The sequence below is a fragment of the Micromonospora sp. WMMD1128 genome (genome assembly GCF_027497235.1).
Taxonomy (GTDB): domain Bacteria; phylum Actinomycetota; class Actinomycetes; order Mycobacteriales; family Micromonosporaceae; genus Micromonospora.
Map to the genome: position 1 here is coordinate 6,320,177 of NZ_CP114902.1, position 25,301 is coordinate 6,345,477.

A 25,301-nucleotide genomic window follows, 5' to 3' on the forward strand; every position below is an offset into this window, starting at 1 on the left:
GCGCCGACCCGGGTGGCCGGCCCGGACCACGCTGATGCTTGCCGCAGGGGCCGGGTCAAGCCAGCTTCGCCAGCATCCGTCCGAGGTGCGGCTCGACGGTGCCGGCCGGCGCGTCGGCCACCTCGGCCGGCGTCCACCAGCGGACGCCCCGGAATTCCACCGGATCCGGGGTGAGCCGCTGGTCCCGGCCGGCGGTCAGCACATACCAGAGACTGACGTCGGTGTGCCGGCTCTCGGGCGGGCCGACCGTCTCGGTGACGGTGAGGAAGGCCGGTCGCTCCCCGAACGGCGGCGCGAAGACCGCCGGCACACCCAACTCCTCCCGCAGCTCGCGGCGGACCGTGCGCACCGGATGCTCGCCCGGCTCGACATGACCGCCGCTGGGCAGCCACATGCCGGCGTTGCGGTGGTCGACGAGCAGCACCGCGCCGTCGGACGGGTCGCGCAGCAGGAAGTAGGCGACCAGGTGCGGCGACGGGGTGCGCGGCTTGACCCGCCGGAAGATGTCCGTCGTGCCGGCCAGCCACGCCAGCGTCGCCTCCCGGTGCCGCGCCTCCCGCTCGTCACCCGGCGTCAGCCCTTCGATCAGGGCCCGGATCTCGTCCCGCATGCGCCGATAGTGCCAGCGGGGTACGACGCCGTCGGGCGCGCCCGCTTAGCCTGGCTCGGTGCCGGAACTCGAACGCCTCGCCGCCCACCACGCGCCCGCCGTGCTGCGCTTCGAGCGGGAGAACCGGGCGTACTTCGCCCGATGGGTACCCGACCGGGGCGACGACTACTTCGCCGACTTCGCGGCCCGGCACGCGAGCCTGCTCGACGAGCAGGCTCGCGGCACGTGCCGCTTCCACGTGCTGCTCGACGATGACGGCGCGGTGCTCGGGCGGTTCAACCTGGTCGACTTGGCCGACGGCAGCGCCGAGCTGGGCTACCGGGTGGCCGAGCGCGCCGCCGGGCGCGGCCTGGCCCGACACGGCGTACGGCGCGTCTGTGAACTGGCCCGAGACGAGTACGGGCTGCGCCGGCTGGTCGCCGACGCGGCGCTGGCGAACCCGGCGTCGCTTGCGGTGCTCCGGCGTACCGGGTTCGTGCCGGCCGGCGAGGTGGACCTGAACGGGCAGCCCGGCCGGCGGCACGTCCTGGACCTTCATCCCAAGTCGTAGCAGGCGATCGGCTCGGTTACCGCGCCAAGCTTGTCTGCCTCGAACAACCCGATGCGCGAGATATTGAAGGAAAGGTCGACAGGGGACGTCGGAAGGTCAGCCGTCGGTCTGGTCGCGAAGCGCGTGATCGTTACGTGCGGCCGGTAGAGATCGCCGCTCAAGTCGTACCCCGAACGCTTGGCTTGCTCCTCCTGCGCCGCAGAGTATGGAGCGAAGAAGTCTTCGACGACCGGCTGCCCGGGCGAGAAGCGAAGCGGTAGCAGAGCGTCAGAAACCTCGTTGTGCAGGGACATCATACTTGGACTCCTTGCATAGGAGACCTCGTAGTAGTTCCCCGGAGTCAGATAGTAGCCAGTGTGCTCCGAGGTGATCGGTGAACGTCGACTGGCCGCAAGCGCCTCCACACGCAGGACGATCTCATCGATCTTGAGACGCGAAAAGCGAGCCATGTAGAGCGTCATATGGGCTAGACGCTGCTGCCCATCGACGTGGATCAGACCGCCGCGGGTCTGGAGCTCACCGCTCAGCCGCTGCACCTCTGCCGCTATCGGTTGCGGCGGCAGAATCGCCACATTTAACAGCGTCGTTTCCAGACTGATATCCGACTGTCGCACCCGCACATCCACTCGTCCCACGTACTGGACTGTACCACTCTAAACCGGCCGATGCTATCATCCATCCATAACTACATGACTCTAATGGGGAAACGATGCCTGACCAGCAGGTTCACATCGGCCGACAGCTTCAGCGGAAGCAGTTCAGGCACCTGTTGCGACAACTCGGAACCCGCATCCTCGACCTCCTGCAACCCGTGATTGTGTTCGGCGGATTGATTATCATCCTGGTTCTGAATATTCCATGGATGAAGCCTGTCCTCGACCGCGTCGACCTCAAAGATACGAGCGGCTTGACGCAAACGTTGATCTTTGCCACCCTAGGCGCCGTGTTTCTGGAGGTGCGCTCCATAGCACAGCGCGTCGAAGACAATTCTTCCGAACAGAAGCATCTCGCCGACCCGTTAGATGTTTACGCGATACTTATCGATCGCATCAGGTCGATCAAGCGGCCGGAGGAGAAGTGTCTGGATGTGCTTGGCATGTCGCTCTACACCGCGTGGCCAAGTATCGGGTTCTGGCTGAACAGGACCGAGTTGCAAGATTGGAAGATACGCATGGCGGCGGTCGTGGAGAGCGACGCGGGTGGCCTGTTCCCGACGGAGTGGGTCGATGAGGGACGCAACAACCTCACGCAGATCTACGACATGCAGCAATCTCCCGCTCTCGCGCGCCGCCGCATCACGCTTGAGCCGTACGGCTACAACTTCGTACCGGTAGTGCACGGCTTTCGGCTAGGCAATGGCGACTTGTTCTACTCCCTACTGGGATGGGGCCCGGACGGTCGCATCAGTCGAGACAAGTATTCTTACGAATACTTGCCATCGGAAGACAGATCACCCTCGGCCGAGTCCATCCGGGATGTCTTTGACTCATGGTTTGTCCGCGCATGCAGGGACCGCTGGCCGAGGCCCTCATGAGCAATGCCGTAGCCGTTGCCGCCGTCAACTCGGTCGCTCGTCCCCGGAGGGCCACGCCTCCACCCGGGCCTACGTCGGACACGGCAAGCGCAAGAAGTGACCGGAACGAGTGAGGCCCAGGCCGGGAACAAACCCTGACCTGGGCCCTACTTGTGGAGCGGGTGACGGGAATCGAACCCGCACTGTCAGCTTGGGAAGCTGATGTTCTGCCATTGAACTACACCCGCAGGCGGCACCACTGTACCTGAGGTCACCGCCCCCGTGCACCCAGGTACCCCCGCGTCGCCACCACCTCGCCGAACTGGAGTGGATCAAGAACGCCCGGTGCGGACCGGCCGGGGATGTTGCATGCCGGCAACATATGGCCGTTCTCAAATGCGTCGATGGGATGTAACGTCTGCCCCACGTTTCCGACCCGACGTGACACACCCCCGGTCACGTCGTCAGAAAGAGGTGGGCCCATGGGACTTCGTCCCAACCTGCTGACCCGGCGTACCGCCGGTGTCGCGACGTCGACCCTCGCGCTGCTGCTCAGCACCGCGGCCGTCGGCGTCGTCCCCGCTGCTTCGGCCTTCTCGGCCGCCCCGGTCGGCGGCTGCGCCGAGCCGGCCGACAGCCACGCCAACGCCCGCGTCGCCAAGGGCGGCAACGTCAAGCTCGACCCCAACGAGCTGACCGCGCAGCAGGTACGCGAGCGCGAGGCCGACCTCGCCGCCGCACAACGCGCACGCGCCAACTTCCGCACCGGCGCCGTCGCCCCGCTGGCGACCGTGACCATCCCGGTCGTCGTGCACGTGATCCAGGAGAACAGCACCCGGGCCGGCGGCAACATCACCGACTCGATGATCAACCAGCAGATCAGCGTGCTCAACCAGGCGTACGCGGGCTCGACCGGCGGCGCGGCCACCGCGTTCTCCTTCTCACTCACGAAGATCAACCGCGTGACCAACACGTCGTGGTACCCGATCGTGCAGGGCTCCTCGGCCGAGCGCTCGATGAAGACCTCGCTGCGCCAGGGCGGCAAGAACACGCTCAACATCTACCTGGGCGAGCTGAGCGACAGCCTGCTCGGCTGGGCGACCTTCCCGAAGCGGACGCTCGACAAGATGGACGGCGTCGTCGTGCTCAACGAGTCGCTGCCCGGCGGCACCGCGACCAACTACAACCAGGGCGACACCGGCACCCACGAGATCGGCCACTGGCTGAACCTCTACCACACCTTCCAGGGCGGCTGCTCCGGCTCGGGCGACGGCGTCTCCGACACCCCGGCCGAGGCGTCCCCCGCCTACCAGTGCCCGACCGGCCGGGACACCTGCTCCGCGACCGGCAAGGACCCGATCACCAACTTCATGGACTACACCTACGACTCCTGCATGTACCAGTTCACCGCCGGCCAGGCGAGCCGCATGCTCACCGCGTGGAACGCGTACCGCGCGGCCTGACCTCACCCCACCACGCACCGACGCCGGCCCCGTCCTCGGACAGGGCCGGCGTCGGTCGTTTTGCGGACCGCTCGGACGCCGGAAGGGCACCTCGGCCCGCGGATCCGGTCGGCGCAGCCGGATGTGACCGCCGGCCGGAGCCGACCGGATGAGATCAGGCGGCCGGGCGACGGGTGTCGAAGCCGTGCCGGCCGCGCCGGCCCTCCGGGGCGAGCGGCCCCTCACGGAGAGCCGGCGTGGCCCGCCGCGGATCGAGCGGCTCGTGACCGAGAGCCGGCGCGGAGCCGCGCGGGTCGAGCCAGAGCCGCATCTCCGGCCGGCCGGTGCCGGGGCGGGCAGCCGGGTCGCGCCGGGTCAGCATCGCCACGTCGACGGAGAACTCGAACAGTTTCCAGTCGCCGAGCGGCGCCGCCCGGCCGACCCGGGCCAGCCGGGCCACCGTGCCCGGATCGGTCACCGGGTGGGCGCGGCCCGCGACGTACGCCTCGTCGTCGCTCTCCTCCGGCGGGAACGAGTGCAGCGCGTAGCGGCCGTCGCGTTCGAGGTCGCGGCGCTTGGGCGAGTCGATGACGAAGCACCACAGCCCGTCGTCGGTGATCAGTGGGGAGACCGGGTGCACGCGGGGCCCGCCGTCGGCGCGGACCGTGGCGAGATAGCCGAAGCCCGGCCCGTACTGCTGGATCAGAAGGCGGATCTCGGCGGCGAGTCGGGGCTCGTCGGCGGCGAATTCGGACCAGGAAGCCATGCCGACATTCTATCGAACACTTGTACGACAGCGCAGTCCGACACGCAGGTCACCCGCATCGGTCGCTATGGTGTTCCGATGCTGCTCTCCGACCGCGACCTGGTCTCCGAGATCAAGGCGGGCACGCTCGCGCTGGAGCCCTTCGAGCCCACACTGGTGCAGCCGTCCAGCATCGACGTACGCCTCGACCGGCTGTTCCGGGTCTTCAACAACCACCTCTACACGCACATCGACCCGTCGACGCAGCAGGACGACCTGACATCGATGGTGGAGGTGCCGGAGGGGCAGGCGTTCGTGCTGCACCCGGGTGAGTTCGTGCTCGCCTCCACGCTCGAGGTGATCTCGTTGGGCGAGCAGCTCGCCGGCCGATTGGAGGGCAAGTCCAGCCTGGGCCGGCTCGGCCTGCTGACGCACTCCACCGCCGGGTTCATCGACCCGGGCTTCTCCGGTCACATCACGCTGGAGCTGTCGAACGTGGCGAATCTGCCGATCACGCTCTGGCCGGGCATGAAGATCGGCCAGCTCTGCATCTTCCGGCTCTCCTCGCCGGCCGAGCACCCGTACGGCTCGGCCGTCTACGGGTCGCGTTACCAGGGTCAGCGCGGCCCGACGCCGAGCCGGTCGTGGCAGAGCTGGCGCACCTGGCCGACGCGCTGACGCCAGCCGATCGTGGTTGTTAAGAGGGGCCCCCGCCTATACCGAATGCGTTAAGCGGGGGCCCCTCCTTACACCTCAGGTGGGGCGGCCGTAGCTGTTGATGTCGCCGTCGTCCACGCGCTTCATGGTGATGGGCTTGCCGGACTGGGAGGCGTGCACCACCCAGCCGTCGCCGACGTACATCCCCACGTGGTGCAGGTCGGCGTAGTAGAAGACCAGGTCACCGGCGCGCAACTCGGCGCGGCTGACCCGCTTCGTGACGTTGTGCTGCTGGCGGGCGTTGTGCGGCAGCGAGACACCGGCCTTGGCCCAGGCGGCCATGGTCAGGCCCGAGCAGTCGAAGTGGTCCGGGCCGGCGGCGCCCCAGACATAGATCTTGCCGATCTGGGCGCAGGCGAACTTGACCGCCACCCCGGCCGCGCCACCCGGGTATCCGGCCGGGCAGGGCGCCGGGCGCAGCTTGCCACCGCCACCGTTTCCGTACACCTTGAGCCGCAGCTTCTGGAGCTTGGCGATCTCGGCGTCGATCTGCTTCTTCTTCGCCGCGAGCTGGGCCTCGGTACGGCTCAGGTCGGCGACCATCTCGTCCAGCGGCTTCTTCTTCGCCGCCAGCTCATCGCGCAGCTCGGCGATGGTGCGCACCTGCTCCTGCTGGTGGCGCGCGAAGCGGTCGAGCAGCTCCAGGCCACTCATCAGCTCGCCCGGCGAGCGGCTGCCCAGCAGGGCGTTGACGGTCGAGAGGTTGTCGCCCTTGTACGCGTCGGCGGCGAGCCCGCCGACCTGGCCGAGCGCGGCGTCCACGCGGGCCTGGAGCGGGGCGATCCGCCGACCGAGCGCGTCGGCCTGCTTGCGTCGCAGCGCGAGCTGCTCGCGTACGGCGTTGACCTGCTCGATGACGGGTTCGAGCTTGTTCCAGTCGCGGTCGATCCGGGCTTCGATCTCGGCGACCGAGGGTTCGGCGTGGGCCGCCGTCGCGCCTCCGGTCAGGACGACCGCGGCGCCGACCAGGGCGGCGAGTGTAGTGGTGAAGCGGGACCAGCGGGAACGCGGCGCGACGGCGGACCGGTCGATCGACCGGCTCGACGACGGCCGCGGGGCATGGTGTGCCACCGGGCGTCGGTACTCCTTCTTCCTGACCGCCTACCGGGTTAGCTGACGGGTTCGGGCGGGAAGGGGGACGCCCTACCGCAGTGGCTGCGGATTCACCCCAGGTACCTGGGTCCCCGATTCGCCCGGAGGCGACTCGGCGGTGTCGGACCGTCACCGGCCGGGTTGGACGGTGAACGTACGGGCCGACAATTGGCCAGAGTAGGGATCCCCGTTATCGATCCGCAACCCGAACGGCCGTGACACTCCGTACGGAATGGGCAACCCCGGACACGAGTGAAGCTTTTTTTCACATCAGATTATCCGGCGGAAAGGTATTGACCGTCACGGGTGCGCGGAGTGAGGGTGGGGACGCAGTGACCCCCATCCCTGTCCAGGAGGTTCGATGCACCTCTCGCCCCCGCCGTCGGCCGGACGGATGCTGCTCGCCGCCGCCGTGGCGACAGCCACCGCGCTGGCGACCACCGGCCCGGTGACCGCCGCGCCACCGAACACCCTATCCAGCAACGACGACAGGCAGAAGCAGTACGCCGCCGCGGCGGCCGAGTACGGCGTGCCGCAGAACGTGCTGCTCGGCGTCTCCTACCTGGAGTCCCGCTGGGACGCCCACCCGGGGCAGCCCAGCACCAGCGGCGGCTACGGCCCGATGCACCTCACCGACGCCGCGCACGTCCTCGCCTCGCCCCGCAGCGCGCACGTCGACGAGGACGAGGACCCGCGCGGCGACGACTCCCGCCCGCTCACCCTCGACCCGGCCACGACCGCCGCACCGGCCCGGGAGAAGCCGCTGCCCACGGCCTCGCTCCAGACGCTCGACGCCGCCGCGACGCTCACCGGCCTCGACGCGCAGAAGCTGCGCACCGATCCGGCCGCGAACATCCGTGGTGGCGCGGCGCTGCTCGCCGCGTACCAGAAGGCACTGGGTGGGCCGGTCGGTGCCGGCACCGACGCGGCGGCCTGGTACGGCGCGGTGGCCCGCTACTCCGGCGCGGACACCTCGGACGCGGCGGCGGCCTTCGCCGACGAGGTCTACGACCAGCTCGGCCAGGGCGCGACCCGGACCACCGACGACGGGCAGCGGGTCACCATGGCCGCCACCGCCGCCCGGCCGGACCGCGGGGTGCTCAGCCGGCTCGGGCTGCGCCACGCGCAGCGGCCGGACGGGCTGGAGTGCCCGGTGCGGCTGGCCTGCGAGTGGATCCCCGCACCGTACGAGCAGCTCAGCGCGGACCCGGGCGACTACGGCAACCACGACCTGGGCAACCGGCCGAAGCAGCAGAAGATCGAATACATCGTCATCCACGACACCGAGGGCTACTTCGACCCCAGCGTCGACCTGGTGAAGCGCGCCGACTACCTCGGCTGGCACTACACGCTGCGCTCGGCGGACGGCTACGTCGCCCAGCACATCAAGGCCAAGGACGTCGGCTGGCACGCCGGCAACTGGTACGTCAACGCCAAGTCCATCGGCCTGGAGCACGAGGGCTTCGCCGGAAACGGCGCCTGGTACACCGAGGCGATGTACCGCAGCTCGGCCAAGCTGGTCCGCTACCTGGCGCAGAAGTTCGGCATCCCGCTGGACCGGCAGCACATCATCGGTCACGACAACGTGCCCGGCATCACCGCCGCGGCGGTCGGCGGCATGCACTGGGACCCGGGCCCCTACTGGGACTGGTCGCACTACTTCGACCTGATGAAGGCACCGTTCCGGACCCTCGGCACCGCGCGTACCGGCCTGGTCACCATCGACCCGGACGTCACCACCAACCGGCCGGCGTTCGTCGGCTGCAACCAGCAGCCGCCGGGCGTCCCGACGCCCACCCCGCCGGCCGAGCCCTGCCCGTCGCACGGCTCCTCGGCGGTGCTCCTGCGGACCGCGCCGAGCGCGGACGCCCCGCTCGTCAACGACCTCGGGCTGCGCCCGGACGGCACACCGGACACGATGTACATCTCCGACCACGGCGCCCGCGCCTCGGCCGGACAGACGTACGCGGTGGCCGGCCGGCAGGGTGACTGGACGGCAATCTGGTATCTCGGCCAGAAGGCGTGGTTCCACAACCCCACCAAGGCGCCCACGGCCAAGTGGTCCACCGGCTTCGTGGTGACGCCACGGCCCGGCCGGGCCACCGTCCCGGTGTACGGCCGCGCCTACCCGGAGCAGGCCGCCTACCCGGACACCATCCCGTACCAGGCCATCTCCCCGCTCCAGTACACGTTCGCGGCCGGCCAGCGGTACGCCGTCGGCGGCGTGCTGCCGGGCGAGTACTACCGGGCGGTCTCGTTCGACGGCTCGGCCCCCGGCGACCGCACCGTGGTCCGGGGTAAGAACCGGTACGTGCAGGTCCAGTTCGGCCACCGGATCATGTTCGTGAACCTCGACGACGTGCTGATCCTGCCGTCGCCGGTCGGCGCGCCCCGGTAGGGGAACCCGGCGCGAAAAGATCCCGACGCGAGGAAGGCCCCCGGTCCAGTGGACCGGGGGCCTTCTCGATGCCTCGGGTGCGGCTCAGCCGACCCGGACGAAGCCGGCGAGCGGTTGGGTGCTGATGCTCGACACCTGCACCGGTTTGCCGGTCCGGGGCGCGTGCACCATCACCCCGTTGCCGAGATAGAGCCCGACGTGGTGCAGGTCGGCGCCGAAGAAGACCAGGTCACCCGGCCTCGCCTCGGAGCGGGAAACCTTGCGGCCCTCGTTCCACTGGGCGCCGGTGAAGTGGGTGAGCGAGATGCCCGCCGCCTTGTAGGCGTACTGCGTCAGGCCGGAGCAGTCGAACGAGTTCGGGCCGGTGGCGCCCCACACGTACGGGTCGCCGACCTGGGCGCACGCCGTCTTGATGGCGGTACGCGCGGCGCTGCTCACCACGCCGTCGATCTTCGGGCAGCCGGCCGGGCGGATCGAGGTCACCGGCAGCATCCCGGTGAGCCGCTTGATCTCGGCGTCGATCTGCTTCTTCTGCGAGGCCAGCTTGGCCTCCTGCTGCTGCTCGGTCGCGATCAGCCGGTCGAGCTTCTGCTTCTGCGCGTTGTACTTGTCGCGGGCCGCGAGCACGCTGGCGATCTGCCTCCGCTGGTCGTCGGCGACCCGGTCGAGCATGACGAGCTGCTCGGCCAGGGTGCCCGGCTTGGTGCTCACCAGCAGCGCGCCCATCTCCTGCGAGGGGCCGCGCATGTAGTAGCGGGCGGCGATGTCGCCGACCTTGTTCATCGCCAGCGTCGAGGCCAGCTCCAGCGGCACCATCTTCTTCTGCAGGTCCGCGGACTTCTTCTTGTTGACCTTGAGCTGGGAGCGGACCTTGTTGTAGTCCTCGATGGTGGGTTCGAGCTTCTCCCACTGCTTGTCGATCTGCGCGTCGATCTCGTCCACCGAGGGCGCCGCGTACGCCGGGGCCGCCACCATCCCGGCGCCGACCGCGACGGCCGCGACCAGGGTGAGGAGACGGCGTACCACCCGGTGCGACCCGGCCGGCGGGCCGGATGGAGCGCTCGGGACGTGACGATGAGGGGGCATGGTTGCCACCGGCACGGACTCCTTTGCAACCGACCGGCGGGCGCCTCGCGAGAGGGAAGATCGAGGCAGACGACCCACAGCGGTCGGTGCATCACATTAGGGAAGGCACGGGGGTGGAATCAAGGCGGCCCGTTGTTCAATCATGTTTCCGCAATCGGTTGCGCACCAAGGGTATTCACTCACTTGCCGACGATCGCCGTCAATACATCGTCGAGCGTGACCACACCCAGGGGCCGCCGGCCGTCGCTGACCAGCACCATGTGCCGGCGCTCGCGGCGCATCGCCAGCAGCAGATCGGCAAGCGTACGGTCCGGCGGCACCACGGCCAGCGGCCGGTAGACCTCGGCCGGCACCGGCGCCCGGCGGCTCGCCCCGGCGTACCCGAGCACGTCCTTCACGTGCACGAAACCCAGCACCCGACGGGTGGTCCGCTGCACCACCGGGAAGCGGGACCGGCCGGTGCGGGTCGCCAGCACCTCCAGCGAGGCCGGTGAGACGTCCTCGGCCACCGTGGTCACCGTCGACCAGGGTTGCAGGGCGTCGGCCGCGGTACGGCTGTGCAGGGCCAGCGCGCCGGTGATCCGGGCGTGCTCCTCGGCGTCCAGCAGCCCCTCGGTGCGCGCCTGGGAGACCAGCCCGGCCAACTCCTCGGCGGTGAACACGGTCTTGACCGCGTCCGTCGCCTCCACCCGCCACAGGCGCAGCACCTGCCGGGCCGCCCACTTCATCGCCACCAGCAGCGGCTTGGTCGCGAGGCAGAAGGCGAGCATGGCCGGGCCGAGCCAGAGCGCCGACGGCTCCGGACCGGCGAGCGTGATGTTCTTCGGCACCATCTCGCCGACCACCGTGTGCAGGAACACCACCACGGCCAACGCGATCACGAAGGCCACCGGGTGCACCGCCGAGGCCGGCAGGCCCAGCGCGGTGAACGGCAGCTCCAGCAGGTGGGCGAGCGCCGGCTCGGCGATCGCGCCCAGGCCGAGCGAGCAGACCGTGATGCCGAGCTGCGCGCCGGCGATCATCAGCGGGATCTGGTTCATCGCGGCGAGCGCCCACCGGGCCCGCTTCGACGACGCCGCGAGCGGTTCGATCACGGTACGGCGGGAGGCGATCAACGCGAACTCGCTGCCCACGAAGAAGGCGTTGCCGAGCAGCAACACCAGGGCCACCAGCAGCTCAGGCACCGTCGTCGGACTCCTCCGGGCGCAGCACGCGGACCTGCTCGATCCGGTGCCTGTCGACCTCCACCACGGTGAACTCGTAACCGGCCTCGTCGACCGTCTCGCCGGGCACCGGAATGCGCCCGAGCCGGGCCATCAGGAAGCCGCCGAGCGTCTCGTACGGCCCCTCGGGCAGCCGGAACCCGGTCTGCTCGACCAGCTCGTCGGCGCGCAGCACGCCGTCCACCAGGACCGTCCGCTCCCCGCCGGGCACGGTCAGCTCCGCCGGCCCCAGGTCGTCCACCGCGGCCGGGTCGAACTCGTCGGCGATCTCCCCGACCAGCTCCTCGACCAGGTCCTCCACGGTCACCACGCCGTCGGTGCCGCCGTACTCGTCGACCACGATCGCCAGGTCCGCGCCGGCGTCCTTCAGGGCGGCGAGCACCCCGTCCAGGTCCAGGCTCTCCGGCACGTACACCGGTTCCCGGGCGACCGCGGCAACCGTGGTGCCGGCCCGGCGGGCCAGCGGCACACCGAGCGCGTCGGGCACCCCGGCGACGCCGGTGACCAGGTCGAGCGTCTCCTCGTACACCGGGAACCGGGTCCGGCCGGTGCGCCGGGACGCCTCCAGCAGCTCGGCCACCGAGGCGGTGGCGCGCAGCGCGACCACGTCCACCCGCGGGGTCATCGCCTCGGCGGCCCGCTTGTCGCCGAAGCGGATCGTACGGCGCAGCAGCATCGCGGTGTCCGGCGGCAGCGCGCCGGCCCGGGCCGAGATGGCCGCCAGCAACCCCAACTCCTCCGGGGAGCGGGCGCTCGCCAACTCCTCCTGCGGCTCCACACCGAGCCGGCGGACCAGCCGGTTGGCCGAGTCGTTGAGCAGCCGGATCAGCCACCCGCAGGCGCGGGAGAAGGCGCGCATCGGCGCGGCGGTGACAAGCGCGGCCGGCATCGGGCGGGCCAGCGCGAGATTCTTCGGCACCAGCTCACCGAAGAGCATCGAGAGGAGCGTGGCCAGGGCCAGGGCGAGCAGCCCGGCGAAGCGGTCCGCCCCGCCGAACGGGTGCAGCAGCGGCGTCACGAGCCGGGCCAGGGCCGGCTCGGCGAGATATCCGGTGAGCAGCGCGGTGATGGTGATGCCGAGCTGGGCGCCGGAGAGCTGGAAGGACAGGTCCCGCAGCGCCCGGCGGACCGTGGCGGCCCGGGCGTCCCCCTCGCCGGCCCGCCTGTCGATCTCCGCGCGGTCGACGGTGACCAGGGCGAACTCGGCCGCGACGAAGAAGGCGTTGCCGGCGGTCAGCAGCACGAAGCCGACCAGGGGCAACAGCGTCAGAACCAGCAGGCCGTCGATGGGCGTGATTGTGGCACGCGGGCGCCGGTGGCGGGTCACCCGTAGCGTGGCGGGCATGGACGGTCTGCTGCTCACCGACGAACTGGTCCTGCTCGCCTACGACGACGGGGGCGCCAACCGGCTCGGCCGGCCGCACCTCGACTACGGCCTCGCCGGGGCGCTGCTGTTGGAGCTGGCACTCGCCCGCCGGGTGGAGGTGGCCGACAAACGGCTGGTGGTGACCGACCCGACCCCGACCGGTGTGCCGCTGCTGGACGAGGCACTGGCCACCGTGGGAGCCGGTCGGCCGCGCAAGCCCAAGGACTGGATCGGCAAGCTGTCCAAGGGCCTGCCGGACCGGGTGCTCGACGGGCTGGTCGGCGCCGGGGTGCTGCGCCGGGAGTCCGACCGGGTGCTGCTGGTCTTCCCGCGTACCCGCTATCCCTCGCCGACCGGCGCGGAGCCGGCAGCGGAGACCGCGGCCCGGGAGCGGATGGTGGCCGCGCTCGTCGGCAACGGTCCGGTGGACGCCCGGACCGCCGCGCTGCTCACCCTGGCCCGGGCCGTCGGCCTGGACCGCAAGCTCTTCCGCGAGCTGCCGAAGGAGCGGGTCAAGGCCCGGCTGAACGAGATCGCCGCCGGTGACTGGGCCTCCGCCGCGGTGAAGAAGGCGATCGACGAGATGCAGGCCGCGGTGATCGTCGCCACCACAGTCGCCAGCACCGCGGCGATCTCCGCCGGAAGCTGAGACGACGACGGCGGCACCGCGCGGGTGCCGCCGCCGTCGTGGCCCGGCTTCCCGCCGGGGTACGCCTCAACCGGCCGCCGGCGCGGCCTCCTTCTCACCGGACGGCGACTCGGGCCTGACCGAGCGCAGCAGCACGCTCGCCACGTCGACCACCTCGACGTCCTCGCCGGCGCCCTTGCCGTTCACCCCGTCGTTGAGCATCGTCGAGCAGAACGGGCAGCCGACCGCGATGGTCTTCGCCCCGGTGGACATGGCCTCCTCGACCCGGTCCACGTTGATCCGCTTGCCGATCTTCTCCTCCATCCACATCCGGGCGCCGCCGGCGCCACAGCAGAAGGAGCGCTCGCTGTTGCGCGGCATCTCGACGAGGCCGCTGTCGCGGCCCGCACCGGAATCGGACGCTGCGCCACCCCGGCCATCTCCGATGGCACTGCCGAGCACCTCACGGGGGGCGGCGAAGATCCGGTTGTGCCGGCCCAGGTAGCAGGGGTCGTGGTAGGTCACGCCGCCGTCGACCGGCTGCACCGGGGTGAGCTTGCCGGCGCTGACCAGGTGGGCCAGCAACTGGGTGTGGTGCACCACCTCGAACTCGCCGCCGAGCTGGCCGTACTCGTTGCCCAGGGTGTTGAAGCAGTGCGGGCAGGTCGCCACGATCTTCCGCTTGCTCTTCTCCCGGCCCTCGAACGCCTCGTTGAGCGTCTCGACGTTCTGCTGGGCGAGCATCTGGAAGACGAACTCGTTGCCGATCCGGCGGGCCGGGTCACCGGAGCAGGTCTCGCCCTCGCCGAGGATGGCGAAGCTGACGCCGGCCTCGTTCAGCAGCGTGGCGACCGCGCGGGTGGTCTTCTTGGCCCGGTCCTCGAACGCGCCGGCGCAGCCGACCCAGAACAGGTACTCGAAGTCGTCGACCTCGCCGACCCGGGGCACCTCGAACCCGAGCCCCTTGGTCCAGTCCTCGCGGGTGTTCTGCGGCGCGCCCCACGGGTTGCCCTTGTTCTCCAGGTTGCGCAGCATGACGCCGGCCTCGGACGGGAAGCTCGACTCGATCAGCACCTGGTAGCGGCGCATGTCGACGATGTGGTCGACGTGCTCGATGTCCACCGGGCACTGCTCGACGCAGGCACCGCAGGTGGTGCAGGACCAGAGCACGTCCGGGTCGATGACGCCGCCGGACTCGGCGGTGCCGATCAGCGGCCGGTCGGCCTCGGCCATGGCCAGCACGTCGACGCCGGCCAGCTGCTCCGCGGTGCCCTTCTCCTCGCCGGTCACGTCCTTGCCGCCGCCGGCCAGCAGGTAGGGCGCCTTGGCGTACGCGTGGTCGCGCAGGCTGAGCACCAGCAGCTTCGGGGACAGCGGCTTACCGGTGTTCCAGGCCGGGCACTGCGACTGGCACCTGCCGCACTCGGTGCAGGTGCTGAAGTCGAGCAGGCCCTTCCAGGTGAACTGCTCGACCTGGGCGACGCCGAACTGGTCGGACTCGGGGTCGGCCTCCTCGAAGTCGAGCGGCTTGCCCTCGCTCGTCATCGGGCGCAGCGGGCCCAGGCCGGATCCGGCGGGCTTCGCCGGGTCGCGCTTGAAGAAGATGTTGGGGAAGGCCAGGAAGCGGTGCCAGGCCACGCCCATGGTGACGTTCAGCGAGATCACGATGAGCCACGTCATCGAGATCACGATCTTGATGAGGGCGGCCACGCTGACGCCGGCCGACCAGTCGGGGAGCGCGGCGCCGACCGCGTGGCTCAGCGGGGTGGCCCACAGCGGGTACTCGAAGTGATCGGTGGCGACCTTGAAGCCCCGGATGACGAACCCGAAGATCAGGACCAGCAGCACGACCCACTCGACGAAGTAGCCCTGCCACATGGTCGACCCGGTGAATCGGGACAGGCCGCCGGGACGGGTCGGCCGGTTGCGCAGCCGGATGGCCATCAGCACCACGATGCCGACCAGACCCAGGATGCCGATCCACTCGGTCGCCAGGCCGAACACGGTCCAGTGCCCGATCACCGGCAGCCCGCCACCGGGCGAGACCACCTCGAAGTACGCCTCGAGCACCAGCAGCGACAGCACGATGAAGCCGACCATCACGAACCAGTGGGCGGCCCCGACCACGCTCCACTTCAGCATGCGGGTGTGGCCGGCGGTCTCCACCAACATCTTCGTCGTGCGGGCGCCCTTGTCGGCGAACCGTTCGGGCGCGGGCTGCCCGAGCCGGATGACGGCCGTCATCTTCATGACCGCGCGTACCGCAAGCCACACCGCGACGGCGGTGATGGCGGCCGCGAGGATCGTGGTGACGATCTGGACGCTGCCCATCGAGTTGGCCTCCCGGTCTGCTGCTTGTCAGTGCAGCCTACGCGGAAGGTTACTCGACAGTAACGTGAGTCTTCTCGCATCGGCCACGCCGCCCTGCCGCCACCTTAGGCGGATCGACGCCCGGGTGCCGGGCAGGGGCGGCGTGACGTGACGTGAGCCGGGACGGAGAGGCGCCGCTCAGCGCCAGCGAGAGAGCAGGATCAGCGAGGAGACCATCGCGCCGAAGCCCACCGCGAGGTTCCAGTAGCCCCAGGAGGCGACCGGGTACGCCTGCTCGGAAAGGTAGTAGACGACCAGCCAGCCGATGCCGACCACGATCAGCGCGACGGCGGTGACCGGCAGCCAGATCGGGCTAGGCTTGCGCGTCGACGCCGTCGCCGTCGGACGCACGTCCGTCGGCGGGGTGTACACCTTCTTCTTGCGGACCTGAGACTTGGGCACGACGCTCTCCAGAGGGGGGTACGACCTCGTCCGGCCTGACAACCGGGCGCGGGGGCGACGGTCCATGGCCAATAATGTTCGACAGCTAGCGTAGTCCGGACGGGCCGTCCAAGCCACGAATGGGGCCGGGCCGGTGCGGGGAGTTACCGAAAAGAGCGGACTTTTCGGGTCGAGCAGGTCGGTTCGCATCGACGCGGGCCGGAACGAGACGACGGGAAAGGGAACGCCCGGTGGAGTACACGTCCGGCGCCGCCTCCTGGCAGAAGGCCCTCCGCCGCGCGGTCGCCGGCCTGCTGCCCCGCCGGGCGCGCCAGCGACGCCCGGGATGGTCGATCGGCGTACCCCTGATCGCCGCCGCGGCCGGGCTGCTCTTCACCACGAGCGCGACCACCGCCGGCGGCACCCCGCTTCGGGAGGACCGGCGACCCCAGCTCACCCAGCTCATCGAAGACCGGCGCGAGCAGGTGGCGGCCAGCGAGGCCAAGGCCGCCCGGCTGCGCGACGAGGTCGAGGCCCGCACCGAGTCGCTCGCCGGCACCGACGGGCCGGTGAAGACGCAGCGCGAACGGGCCGCCGCGAGCCGGCAGGCCGCCGGGTTCACCGCGCTCACCGGCACCGGGATCACGATCGAGCTGAACGACGCCGACTGGGGCCCCGGCCAGCCGCTGCCCAAGGGCGCCAGCAACGACGACCTGGTCGTGCACCAGGGCGACGTGCAGGCGGTCGTGAACGCGCTCTGGGCCGGCGGCGCGGAGGCCATGTCAATCATGAACGTCCGCGTGCTGAGCACCAGCGCGGTACGCTGCGTCGGTAACACCCTGCTGCTGCACGGCCGGGTTTACTCCCCTCCTTTCAAGATCGTGGCCATCGGTGATCCCGCCGGGTTCCAGCGGGCGCTCGCCGCCTCTGAAGGAGTCCGGGTGTTCAAAGAAGTAGCCGATCACTACCAGCTCGGCTACACCGAGCACGTCTCCGACGTCACCGTGCCCGCGTTCGAGGACTCCACCGCGCTCCAGTCGGCGACGGTGCCCCGGTGACCGGCGACGATCCCCACGAGCGTGACGCTCGCGGTCACGGCCGACAACCGCAGGAGGACAGGACCGCGTTCCTCCCGAAGATCGACCGCCCGACGCCACCGCCCCCGCTGGACCTGCCCTGGCCCGACGCCGGCCCGTCCCACTCCGCCCCGGCGCGGCGCGGCGCCACCGCCCGCCCGACCGCACCCCCGCCGCCCGCCTGGCCGGGCAACCAGTCCCGCCCGCCGGAGACGCCCCAGGTCGACCCCCGGCGGTACGCCGGTCCCACGGCCCCCACCCCCGACCGGCGGTTCGCGCCACCGGATCGGGGGACGCACTCCCGCCCGCCCGTCGACGGCCCCTACGACCGCCGCACCGGCCCGGACCGTTCCGACATGCCGTCCGGGTGGCCCGGGGCCGGCGTGCGACCGGCCGCGCCGGGTGACGGGCCCACCGACTTCATCCCGCCGCTGACCGGGCGGTCCGAGCGGCACTCCGCCGCATCCGAGCGGCACCCCGGCGGACCCGAGCGGCGCTCCGGTACGCCCGGCGGACCCGAGCGGCACTCCGGCGTACCCCGGGCGGGTGGCCCGGTCGGACGCGGCCCGGACGTGCCCGCACCGGCCGACCCCGGCGCGACCGCGGTGCTGCCCACCGTCCCCCGCCGGCCGGCCGATCCGCTGCTGGACGCCACCGGGCTGATGGGCGCGGTGCCCCCGGCGCCGGCCACCGGCGACGGTGGTGGCGAGCCGCCGGCCGAGCCGCCGCGACCACGGCGCGGCGAGCGGGTGGTGCAACTCCGGCCGGAGCAGACCGGCGAGGGATATCGCAGCGTCTACTCCGAGCTGACCCGCCCCACCGCCGCCTCCCGCCTGCGCACGGTCGTCCGCGGCGCGGGCGAGCTGCTGATCACGTTCGGGCTGGTGGTGCTGCTCTTCGCCGGATACGAGATCTGGGGCAAGTCGGTCATCGTCGACGCCCACCAGAACGACCTGAACGGCCAGCTCGCCCAGGAGTGGGCGGCCGACCCGACGGTCGGCCCGACCACCGGCCCGAGCACGAAGCCGAAGCCGCCGGCCGAGGGGAAGCCGGTCGCCGGCCTCTACATCCCGAAGCTCGACAAGCACTGGGTGGTGGTCGAAGGGGTCAGCCCGGACGACATCCGCTACGCCCCCGGCCACTACCCGGACAGCGCCATGCCCGGCGAGGTGGGCAACTTCTCCGTCGCCGGCCACCGCATCCGGTCCACGTTCTGGCGGCTGGACGAGCTGAAGCCGGACGACGCCATCGTGGTCGAGACCAAGACCGATTGGCTCGTCTACCAGGTCTACCAGCAGCGCATCGTCAAGCCGTCCCAGGTCGAGGTGGTCGCTCCGGTGCCGGGCAAACCGGGCAGCAAGGCGACCGAGAAGCTGCTCACGCTCACCACCTGCAACCCCAAGTTCGACAACTACCAGCGGCTGATCATCCACGCCCGTTTCGACCACGCCCAGGCCAAGTCGGCGGGCCGACCGGCCGAGCTGGAGGGCTGACCCGTGTACTCGTGGATCTGGCGGAAGCTGCCGTTCGGGCTGCCCGGCAAGCTGATCGGGTCGATGCTGCTCGCCGTCGCCACCGTCGCCCTGCTCTGGCTCGTGGTCTTCCCGTGGGCCGAGCCGCTGCTGCCCTTCGACGACGTGCAGGTCACCCAGGATTCCGGCGTCCCCGGCGGCGGCAGCGGAGAGCTGACCGACCCGACCGCGCAGCCGGACGAGGACGAGGAACTCCCCTACGACATCGAGACGAACAACGCCCCACCCTCCACTCCGGGCAGGTGACCCCGTGACCCGGGCCCCGGTGGTGGCCGCCCGAGGTCGACGCGCGACGCCTGGCCGCGTTCGCCACCGCCTGAAGCCCTCCGGTACGCCACGTGGCGGCCCCCCGGGTGGGGCACCGCCACGTCGTGTCGGCCGGGATCAGCGGTCGCGGGTGGGCGGGACGGACGGGAACGGGAAACCGCCGCCACCACCGGCGCCGGGCGTGCTCGGCGACGCGCTGGGGGTCGCGCTCGGCGACGGGCTCTCGGACTCCTCCTCAAGCGGCACGTCGACCTCGATGGTCACGGTCGAGCCCTTGGCCAGTTTGGTCCCCGCGGACGGCGACTGACGGCTCACCTTGCCGGCCTTCGCCGGCTCGACCTCGTCGCCGTCCCGGACCTTCACGTCGTAGCCGGCGTCCTCCAGCCGCTGCTTCGCCTGGTCCTCCGTGTAGCCGCGGACGTTCGGCACCTCGTTGATGTTGCCCTTGGAGACCTCGAGGGTCACCTTGCTCCCCGGGGCCACCGTGCTGCCCTCCTTGGGCGTCACGTCGATGACCTGGTCCTTCGGCGCCGCGTCGCTCACGTCCTTGCGGTCGACGGTGAGCCCGAGGCTCTTCAGCTGGGCCTCCACGCTGGTGAAGGTGCCGCCCTTCAGCCCCTCCGGGATGGTGACCTCGCCCGGGCCGGTGCACATCTGGATCGTGACGGCGCTGTTCTTCTCCACCCGGAGGCCCGGACCGGGGCTCTGCCCGACCACGGTGCCCTCCTTGCACTCGGTGTTCTGCACCGGAGTGCCGGCGGCGAACCGCAGCCCGGCCTTCGTGAGCTCGGCCTGCGCGTCGGCCTGCGTGCGGTCCACGAGCTGCGGCACGGACACCTTGTCGTTGCCGGCCTGGTTCAGCCAGAGCGCCGTACCCAGCGCGATCACCGCGAGCACGCCGAGCGCGGCGAACGTGGCGATGACCCAGGAGGAACTCTTGCGCTTGCGCGGGTCACCCACCCGGGCCGGCGCCTGCTGCCGGGTCTGCGGGCCCATCATCTGGGTCTGCTGCGCCGCCTGGAAGCCGCCCGCCGCGGCCCCCATCGGCATGGTCTCCTCGGCCGGCATCACCGGAGTGGCGAGCACCGGGCGGCCGGCGGCGGCGCGGAGCAGATCCGCCCGCATTTCGCCGGCGCTCTGGTAGCGGTTGAGCGGGTTCTTCGACAGCGCCTTCAGCACGATGGCGTCGACCGCCGGATTCACGTCCGGGTTGATCGTGCTCGGCGTCGGCGGCTGCTCCCGCACATGCTGGTAGGCGACGCTGACCGGGCTGTCGCCGACGAACGGCGGGTGCCCGCAGAGCAGCTCGAACAGCACGCACCCGGCCGCGTAGACGTCGGAACGGGCGTCCACCGACTCGCCGCGCGCCTGCTCGGGGGAAAGATATTGCGCGGTGCCGATGACCGCGCTTGTCTGCGTCATGGTGGTGGCGCCGCTGGCGAGCGCCCGGGCGATGCCGAAGTCCATCACCTTGACCTGGCCGGTCTGGGTGAGCATCACGTTGCCGGGCTTGATGTCCCGGTGGATGATCCCGTGCCGGTGGCTGAACTCCAGCGCGGCGCACATGTCGGCGCAGATCTCCAGCGCCCGGCGCGGCTGGAGCCGCCCCTCGACGCCGAGGACCTCCTTCAGGGTCCGCCCGTTGACGAACTCCATCACGATGAACGGCAGCGTCTCGCCGGTCGGCGCGGTCTCCTCGCCGGTGTCGTAGACGGCGACGATGGCCGGGTGGTTGAGCGAGGCGGCGTTCTGCGCCTCCCGGCGGAACCGCATCTGGAACGTGGCGTCGCGGGCCAGGTCGGCACGAAGCATCTTGATCGCGACGTCCCGCCCGAGCCGCAGATCGCGGCCACGGTGCACCTCGGCCATGCCGCCGTAGCCCAGCAGCTCGCCGACCTGGTACCTGCCACCGAGCAGGCGGGCCTGCGCTGTCATCGCGTCTCTCGTCCTTCGCTCGTCGTCGTACCGCCGCCGGCCGGCTGGAGGCGTACCTCACGACGGTACGACGTGCGGACCGGATAGTCGTCCCCGTACGCGCGCACCGCGCCGGAGGTCACGCTCACACTCGCCGGACCGGGAGCGCCGGCCACGTATTTCCGGTACCAGAACGAAATCACGCCCGAACAGAGGATGACCAGCACCGCCACCAGTATCGCCGTCGTCCACAGCCCGGAGCGGGAGCGGCGGGGCGCTGGTGGCGGCGGCGCGGACGGGCGAGCGTACGCCAGGGGATTGTGCGGAGGGCGAGGCTGCTGCGGGACGGGCGCCGCGCCGCGCGGCCCCACCGGTGGGCGGGGCTGCGGAAGCGGATGCGCGACCATGGTCGGGCGCGGCGCCACCGGTGGCCGGGCCGGCGCCACCGGCGGCCGGGGCTGCGGGCGGGGCGCGGCGGTCGGCACCTGCGCCCGAGCGGGCGGCGCGGCCGGCGAGGCCGGTACGCCGGAGATCGGGCGCCCGCCGCGTGCCTGCTGGGAGAGCGCGAGCTTGGCCTGACGGGCGACGCTCGCCAACGCGGCGGCGCTGGGCCAGCGGGCCCCCGGCTCCTTCGCCATGGCCCGCTCGACGATGGCCCGCACCTGCGGCGGGATGTCGGCGGGCAGCGGCCGGGGAGTGTCCCGCACGTGCTTCATCGCGATCTCGAGCGGATTGTCCCCCTCGAAGGGGCGGCGGCCCGCCAGGCACTGGTAGGCGACCACGCCCAGCGCGTAGACGTCGGACGCGGGCGTGGCGACCGCGCCGGTGGCCTGCTCGGGCGAGATGTAGGAGGCGGTGCCGAGCACCGAGCCGGCGGCGGTGAGCTGGCCGACCAGCTCCGAGCGGGCGATGCCGAAGTCGGTGAGCACGAGCGTGCCGTTCGGCCGGACCAGCAGGTTGCCCGGCTTCACATCGCGGTGCACGATGCCCTTCTCGTGCGCCGCGTGCAGCGCGTCGGCGGCCTGGGCCAGCAACGCCATGGTGCGCGCCGGGGTGAGCCGGCCGACCCGGCCGAGCGTGGCGGAGAGCGCGTCGCCCTCCACGTATTCCATCACCAGGAACGCGATCTGCTGGTCGCTGCCGAAGTCGTAGACGTCCACCACGCCTGGGTGGTTGATGGTGGCCATGGTCCGCGCCTCGCCGCGGAACCGCTCGGCGAAGCCCGGCTCGTCGAGCAGCGCGGGGAGCAGGCTCTTGACCGCGACCGTCCGGCCCAGCACCTGGTCGGTGCCGCGCCAGACGTCGCCCATGCCACCGCTGGCGATCCGCTCGTCGAGCCGGTAGCGGTTGCCGAGCTGCACCCCCGGGCCGAGCACGTCAGCGCCTCCCGGAATCCGCGATGGCCGCCGCCATGATCCGGCCGGCGATCCGGGCCGCCTCGGAGCTGCCGCCGCTGCCGGCCTGCTCCAGCTCCACGCAGACCGCGGAGAGCGGCGTACCGTCCTTGTCCAGCGCGAACCCGATGAACCAACCGTGGTCCGGCGTCTCCGGGCCGGACTGGGCGGTGCCGGTCTTGCCGCCGACCACGAAGCCGTCGATGGCGGCCCGGCGGCCGGTGCCCTCCTTCACCACGTTCTGCATCATGTCGCGCAGGTCGGCGGAGACCTGGCCGCTGACCGGGCGGCGCAGCTCGCGCGGCTTGGCGGCGTCGTAGACCGTGGTGCGGTCCGGCCCGAGCAACTGCTTCACCAGGTACGGACGCATCTGGCTGCCGCCGTTGGCGACCGTGGCGGCGATCAGCGCGCCCTGCAACGGCGTCATCCGCACGTTGTTCTGGCCGATCGACGACTGCGCCAGCGCGGCCGGGTCGGTGCTGCCGTCCGGGTTCTGCATGTCGCCGGTGCGGCTGGCCGCCACCGGCAGGCCGCCCTCGCCGAGCTGGCCGACCGTGAGGTCCTCCTGCTCGAAGCCGAACTGCTGGGCCTTCTCCTTGACCTTGTCCGCGCCGAGGCGCACGCCGAGCTGGGCGAAACCGGTGTTGCAGGACTCGGTCACCGCCTCCCGCAGGGTCACCTGCGACTCCGGGCAGATCGACGGGGCCGCGTTCTTGATCGGCACCCCGGCGCCCGGCGCGGTGTAGCTCGACCCGGCCGGGATCTGGGTCTGCTGGCCGATGCCGTTCTCCAGCGCCGCCGCGGCCATGACGATCTTGAAGGTGGAGCCGGGCGGCAGCACCTCGGACAGCGCCCGGTTGGCGAGCGGCCGGTCCTTGTCCTTCTCCAGCGCGTTGTAGGCCCGGTCGGCCTCCGTGCTGGAGTGGCTCGCCAGCGGGTTCGGGTCGAAGCTCGGCATCGACACCAGCGCCTGCACCGCGCCGGTACGCGGGTCGATCGCGATCGCCGCGCCCTTCTTCGCCCCCACCTCGTTGTTGTTGAGCTGCTTGAACGCCGTCTCCTGGGCCCCCTTGGAGAGGGTCAGCAGCACGTTGCCGCCACCGGTCTCGTCACCGGTGAACATGTCCTTGATCCGGTTGGCGATGAGCGCGTCGCTGGTGCCGGCGAGGAAGTCGTTCTCCAACCGCTCGATGCCGCTCGCGCTGCCGTTGACCGGCTTCCAGCCGAGCACGTGCGCGTACATCTCCCCCTTGGGATAGGTGCGCAGGTATTTCAGCTCCCCGCCGGTCTCCTTGCTCAGCGCGTACGCGGTGCCGCCGACCTCGATGTTGCCGCGCTTGCGGTCGTACTCGGCGACCTGGACCCGGCCGTTGTAGTCGCTGGTGCGGTATTCGTCGGCCTTGTAGGCCTGGATCCAGTTCAGGTTCGCGAAGAGCAACCCGAACAGGATCATCACGACCACACCGACGCGGCGCAGGGGCGCGTTCACGGCCGGATCACCTCCGTCGGGGCACCGTGCAGTTGCTCGGGCGGGCCACCGGTGGGCCGGGCCGCCGGGCCACCGCCCCCGGTCACCGGTCGGCGGGCACCGTCGGAGACCCGCAGCAGCACCGCGATCAGCAGCCAGTTCGCCATCAGCGAGGAGCCACCGGCGGAGAGGAACGGGGTGGTCTGCCCGGTCAGCGGGATGAGCTTGCTGATCCCGCCGACGATGACGAAGACCTGGAGGCCGAGCGTGAACGCCAGGCCGCCGGCGAGCAGCTTGCCGAACGAGTCCCGCACCGCAAGCGCGGCGCGCAGGCCCCGCTCGACGATCAGGAGATAGACCACGAGCAGCGCGGAGAGACCGAACAGGCCGATCTCCTCACCGATGCCGGCGAAGATGAAGTCGGTCTGCACCTCGGGCAGCAGGTTCGGCTGGCCACCGCCCGGCCCGGCCCCGAACAGGCCGCCGGTGCCGAGCGTGAGCAGGCCCTGGACCAACTGGTAACCGCGGTCGTACGGCTCGGCGAACGGGTCGAGCCAGATCTGCGCCCGGTCGTAGAAGTTGGCGAACGGGCCCCCCACGGTGCTGCCCAGCACGTAGGCCAGGTAGGCGCCGCCGAAGAACAGGATCAGACCGATGAGCAGCCAACTCACCCGCTCGGTGGCGATGTAGAGGGTCACCACGAACATGCCGAAGTAGAGCAGCGAGGTGCCCAGGTCCTTCTCGAAGACCAGCACCATGAGGCTGACCAACCAGACCACCAGGACCGGGCCGAGGTCGCGCCCACGCGGGAAGTCGATGCCGAGCACCCGCCGGCTCGCCAGCGAGAGCACCTCGCGCTTTCGCACCAGGTAGTACGCGAAGAACGTGAGCAGGGCCAGCTTGGCGAACTCACCCGGCTGAATCGAGAACCCGCCCACCTTGATCCACAGCTTGGCGCCGTTGATCTCGGAGAATCGACCGGGTAGCACCGCCGGGATCATCACCAGCACGATGCCGGCAAGTCCCAGGGTGTACGCGTACCGCGACAGCGTGCGGTGGTCCCGCAGGATCGCCAGCAGCGCGGCGGCGAGCACCACCGCGGCGAGCGTCCAGGCGAGCTGACGGCCACCGGTGCCGGCGAAGATGGCCAGGTCCTCCCGCTCCGCCGGCGCGGCCTCGGCCAGGTCGTAACGCCGCAGGAAGCCCACCCCGATGCCGTTGAGCAGGGCCACCGCCGGCAGCAGCGCCGGATCGGCGAACGGCGCCAGCCAGCGGATCACCACGTGCAGGCCGAGGAACACCAGCCCCAGCGCGGCGGCTGGGATCCAGAAGTCCGGGGTGACCGTGTCGAGCGCCTTCGCCTCGACCATCGCCGCGTACGCCGCCACCAGCACCATGGCGAGCAGGAGCAGGGACAACTCGGCGTTACGCCGGGACCGGGCCAGGCGTACGCCGGACTGCTCGCCCGTCGAGGCGGGCGAGGCTGCCGGTGCGGCGGCTGCGGTCACGGATGAGTCCTCGGGATCGAG

General features: G+C 71.0%; 22 protein-coding genes, 1 tRNA gene and 1 riboswitch. Of the genes, 9 read left to right on the forward strand and 14 right to left on the reverse strand.

Annotated features, from left to right (window positions below; all coding sequences use genetic code 11):
• Nucleotides 1-55: 55 nt before the first annotated feature.
• The gene (locus O7602_RS28685) at nucleotides 56-610 is read right to left on the reverse strand and encodes an NUDIX domain-containing protein (protein WP_281585711.1); all 555 of its coding nucleotides are present in this window, start codon (nucleotides 608-610) and stop codon (nucleotides 56-58) included.
• Between the two features lie 58 nt (nucleotides 611-668).
• On the opposite strand from O7602_RS28685, the gene O7602_RS28690 reads away from it, so the two are divergent.
• On the forward strand, nucleotides 669-1,160 hold the full coding sequence (locus O7602_RS28690; protein ID WP_281585712.1) for a GNAT family N-acetyltransferase: 492 nt from the start codon (nucleotides 669-671) through the stop codon (nucleotides 1,158-1,160).
• Here O7602_RS28690 and O7602_RS28695 read toward each other — a convergent pair.
• Nucleotides 1,145-1,795 (reverse strand): 2'-5' RNA ligase family protein, encoded by a 651-nt coding sequence (locus tag O7602_RS28695; protein ID WP_281585713.1) that lies wholly within the window; start codon nucleotides 1,793-1,795, stop codon nucleotides 1,145-1,147. The genes O7602_RS28690 and O7602_RS28695 overlap by 16 nt on opposite strands.
• A 74-nt stretch (nucleotides 1,796-1,869) precedes the next feature.
• Between O7602_RS28695 and O7602_RS28700 the strand changes: the two genes are divergently transcribed.
• Nucleotides 1,870-2,694, forward strand: a complete 825-nt coding sequence (locus O7602_RS28700) for a hypothetical protein (protein WP_281585714.1) — start codon at nucleotides 1,870-1,872, stop codon at nucleotides 2,692-2,694.
• Between the two features lie 153 nt (nucleotides 2,695-2,847).
• Here O7602_RS28700 and O7602_RS28705 read toward each other — a convergent pair.
• A tRNA-Gly gene (locus O7602_RS28705) sits at nucleotides 2,848-2,921 on the reverse strand.
• A 234-nt stretch (nucleotides 2,922-3,155) separates the two neighbouring features.
• On the opposite strand from O7602_RS28705, the gene O7602_RS28710 reads away from it, so the two are divergent.
• On the forward strand, nucleotides 3,156-4,136 hold the full coding sequence (locus tag O7602_RS28710) for a zinc metalloprotease (protein WP_281585715.1): 981 nt from the start codon (nucleotides 3,156-3,158) through the stop codon (nucleotides 4,134-4,136).
• A gap of 154 nt (nucleotides 4,137-4,290) precedes the next feature.
• Here O7602_RS28710 and O7602_RS28715 read toward each other — a convergent pair whose 3' ends face one another.
• The gene (locus O7602_RS28715) at nucleotides 4,291-4,881 is read right to left on the reverse strand and encodes a pyridoxamine 5'-phosphate oxidase family protein (protein ID WP_281585716.1); all 591 of its coding nucleotides are present in this window, start codon (nucleotides 4,879-4,881) and stop codon (nucleotides 4,291-4,293) included.
• A gap of 78 nt (nucleotides 4,882-4,959) precedes the next feature.
• On the opposite strand from O7602_RS28715, the gene dcd reads away from it, so the two are divergent.
• Nucleotides 4,960-5,538: a dCTP deaminase gene (gene dcd / locus O7602_RS28720; protein ID WP_281585717.1), complete on the forward strand. Its 579-nt coding sequence runs from the start codon at nucleotides 4,960-4,962 to the stop codon at nucleotides 5,536-5,538.
• A 75-nt stretch (nucleotides 5,539-5,613) separates the two neighbouring features.
• On the opposite strand, the gene O7602_RS28725 is transcribed toward dcd, so the two are convergent.
• Entirely contained in the window at nucleotides 5,614-6,648 is a 1,035-nt protein-coding gene (locus tag O7602_RS28725) for a C40 family peptidase (protein ID WP_281585718.1), read from the reverse strand.
• A 13-nt stretch (nucleotides 6,649-6,661) separates the two neighbouring features.
• Nucleotides 6,662-6,797: riboswitch (cyclic di-AMP (ydaO/yuaA leader) on the reverse strand.
• Nucleotides 6,798-7,030: 233 nt separating this feature from the next.
• Here O7602_RS28725 and O7602_RS28730 point away from each other — a divergent pair.
• Nucleotides 7,031-9,067: a peptidoglycan recognition family protein gene (locus O7602_RS28730; protein WP_281585719.1), complete on the forward strand. Its 2,037-nt coding sequence runs from the start codon at nucleotides 7,031-7,033 to the stop codon at nucleotides 9,065-9,067.
• Between the two features lie 84 nt (nucleotides 9,068-9,151).
• On the opposite strand, the gene O7602_RS28735 is transcribed toward O7602_RS28730, so the two are convergent.
• The 3 genes from O7602_RS28735 to O7602_RS28745 form a co-directional block, all read right to left on the reverse strand.
• Nucleotides 9,152-10,168, reverse strand: coding sequence for a C40 family peptidase (locus O7602_RS28735; RefSeq protein WP_281585720.1), 1,017 nt, complete (start codon nucleotides 10,166-10,168; stop codon nucleotides 9,152-9,154).
• 164 nt (nucleotides 10,169-10,332) lie between these two features.
• A complete protein-coding gene (locus O7602_RS28740) occupies nucleotides 10,333-11,337 on the reverse strand; it encodes a hemolysin family protein (protein ID WP_281585721.1) in 1,005 nt (334 codons plus the stop codon).
• A complete protein-coding gene (locus tag O7602_RS28745; protein ID WP_281590592.1) occupies nucleotides 11,330-12,637 on the reverse strand; it encodes a hemolysin family protein in 1,308 nt (435 codons plus the stop codon). The genes O7602_RS28740 and O7602_RS28745 overlap by 8 nt, the downstream gene beginning before the upstream one ends.
• 82 nt (nucleotides 12,638-12,719) lie before the next feature.
• On the opposite strand from O7602_RS28745, the gene O7602_RS28750 reads away from it, so the two are divergent.
• Nucleotides 12,720-13,391, forward strand: a complete 672-nt coding sequence (locus O7602_RS28750) for a GPP34 family phosphoprotein (protein ID WP_281585722.1) — start codon at nucleotides 12,720-12,722, stop codon at nucleotides 13,389-13,391.
• 66 nt (nucleotides 13,392-13,457) lie between these two features.
• On the opposite strand, the gene O7602_RS28755 is transcribed toward O7602_RS28750, so the two are convergent.
• Nucleotides 13,458-15,701: a (Fe-S)-binding protein gene (locus O7602_RS28755; protein WP_281585723.1), complete on the reverse strand. Its 2,244-nt coding sequence runs from the start codon at nucleotides 15,699-15,701 to the stop codon at nucleotides 13,458-13,460.
• Nucleotides 15,702-15,878: 177 nt separating this feature from the next.
• On the reverse strand, nucleotides 15,879-16,142 hold the full coding sequence (locus O7602_RS28760) for a cell division protein CrgA (protein WP_281585724.1): 264 nt from the start codon (nucleotides 16,140-16,142) through the stop codon (nucleotides 15,879-15,881).
• Between the two features lie 230 nt (nucleotides 16,143-16,372).
• On the opposite strand from O7602_RS28760, the gene O7602_RS28765 reads away from it, so the two are divergent.
• The 3 genes from O7602_RS28765 to O7602_RS28775 are packed head-to-tail and all read left to right on the forward strand — an operon-like array spanning nucleotide 16,373 to nucleotide 18,975.
• Complete coding sequence (locus O7602_RS28765) at nucleotides 16,373-17,179, forward strand: DUF881 domain-containing protein (protein ID WP_281585725.1); 807 nt, start codon at nucleotides 16,373-16,375, stop codon at nucleotides 17,177-17,179.
• Nucleotides 17,176-18,690 carry a class E sortase gene (locus tag O7602_RS28770; protein WP_281585726.1) on the forward strand — a complete coding sequence of 505 codons (1,515 nt, stop codon included), beginning with the start codon at nucleotides 17,176-17,178 and terminating at the stop codon, nucleotides 18,688-18,690. Before O7602_RS28765 ends, O7602_RS28770 begins: the two co-directional genes overlap by 4 nt.
• 3 nt (nucleotides 18,691-18,693) lie before the next feature.
• Nucleotides 18,694-18,975 carry a hypothetical protein gene (locus O7602_RS28775; RefSeq protein ID WP_281585727.1) on the forward strand — a complete coding sequence of 94 codons (282 nt, stop codon included), beginning with the start codon at nucleotides 18,694-18,696 and terminating at the stop codon, nucleotides 18,973-18,975.
• 138 nt (nucleotides 18,976-19,113) lie between these two features.
• On the opposite strand, the gene pknB is transcribed toward O7602_RS28775, so the two are convergent.
• The 4 genes from pknB to O7602_RS28795 are packed head-to-tail and all read right to left on the reverse strand — an operon-like array spanning nucleotide 19,114 to nucleotide 25,169.
• Nucleotides 19,114-20,931 carry a Stk1 family PASTA domain-containing Ser/Thr kinase gene (pknB, locus tag O7602_RS28780; protein ID WP_281585728.1) on the reverse strand — a complete coding sequence of 606 codons (1,818 nt, stop codon included), beginning with the start codon at nucleotides 20,929-20,931 and terminating at the stop codon, nucleotides 19,114-19,116.
• Nucleotides 20,928-22,286: a serine/threonine-protein kinase gene (locus O7602_RS28785; protein ID WP_281585729.1), complete on the reverse strand. Its 1,359-nt coding sequence runs from the start codon at nucleotides 22,284-22,286 to the stop codon at nucleotides 20,928-20,930. Before O7602_RS28785 ends, pknB begins: the two co-directional genes overlap by 4 nt.
• Before the next feature lies 1 nt (nucleotide 22,287).
• The gene (locus O7602_RS28790) at nucleotides 22,288-23,793 is read right to left on the reverse strand and encodes a penicillin-binding transpeptidase domain-containing protein (RefSeq protein WP_281585730.1); all 1,506 of its coding nucleotides are present in this window, start codon (nucleotides 23,791-23,793) and stop codon (nucleotides 22,288-22,290) included.
• Complete coding sequence (locus O7602_RS28795; protein ID WP_281590593.1) at nucleotides 23,790-25,169, reverse strand: FtsW/RodA/SpoVE family cell cycle protein; 1,380 nt, start codon at nucleotides 25,167-25,169, stop codon at nucleotides 23,790-23,792. Before O7602_RS28795 ends, O7602_RS28790 begins: the two co-directional genes overlap by 4 nt.
• Nucleotides 25,170-25,301 lie beyond the last annotated feature (132 nt).

Bases quoted from the DNA above. Each gene is read 5' to 3' on its own strand.
- O7602_RS28750 (WP_281585722.1), top strand. From the start codon at position 12,720: ATGGACGGTCTGCTGCTCACCGACGAACTGGTCCTGCTCGCCTACGAC.
- O7602_RS28700 (WP_281585714.1), top strand. From the start codon at position 1,870: ATGCCTGACCAGCAGGTTCACATCGGCCGACAGCTTCAGCGGAAGCAG.
- pknB (WP_281585728.1), bottom strand. From the start codon at position 20,931: ATGACAGCGCAGGCCCGCCTGCTCGGTGGCAGGTACCAGGTCGGCGAG.
- O7602_RS28715 (WP_281585716.1), bottom strand. From the start codon at position 4,881: ATGGCTTCCTGGTCCGAATTCGCCGCCGACGAGCCCCGACTCGCCGCC.
- O7602_RS28755 (WP_281585723.1), bottom strand. From the start codon at position 15,701: ATGGGCAGCGTCCAGATCGTCACCACGATCCTCGCGGCCGCCATCACC.
- O7602_RS28710 (WP_281585715.1), top strand. From the start codon at position 3,156: ATGGGACTTCGTCCCAACCTGCTGACCCGGCGTACCGCCGGTGTCGCG.
- O7602_RS28795 (WP_281590593.1), bottom strand. From the start codon at position 25,169: ATGGTGCTGGTGGCGGCGTACGCGGCGATGGTCGAGGCGAAGGCGCTC.
- O7602_RS28685 (WP_281585711.1), bottom strand. From the start codon at position 610: ATGCGGGACGAGATCCGGGCCCTGATCGAAGGGCTGACGCCGGGTGAC.
- dcd (WP_281585717.1), top strand. From the start codon at position 4,960: ATGCTGCTCTCCGACCGCGACCTGGTCTCCGAGATCAAGGCGGGCACG.
- O7602_RS28730 (WP_281585719.1), top strand. From the start codon at position 7,031: ATGCACCTCTCGCCCCCGCCGTCGGCCGGACGGATGCTGCTCGCCGCC.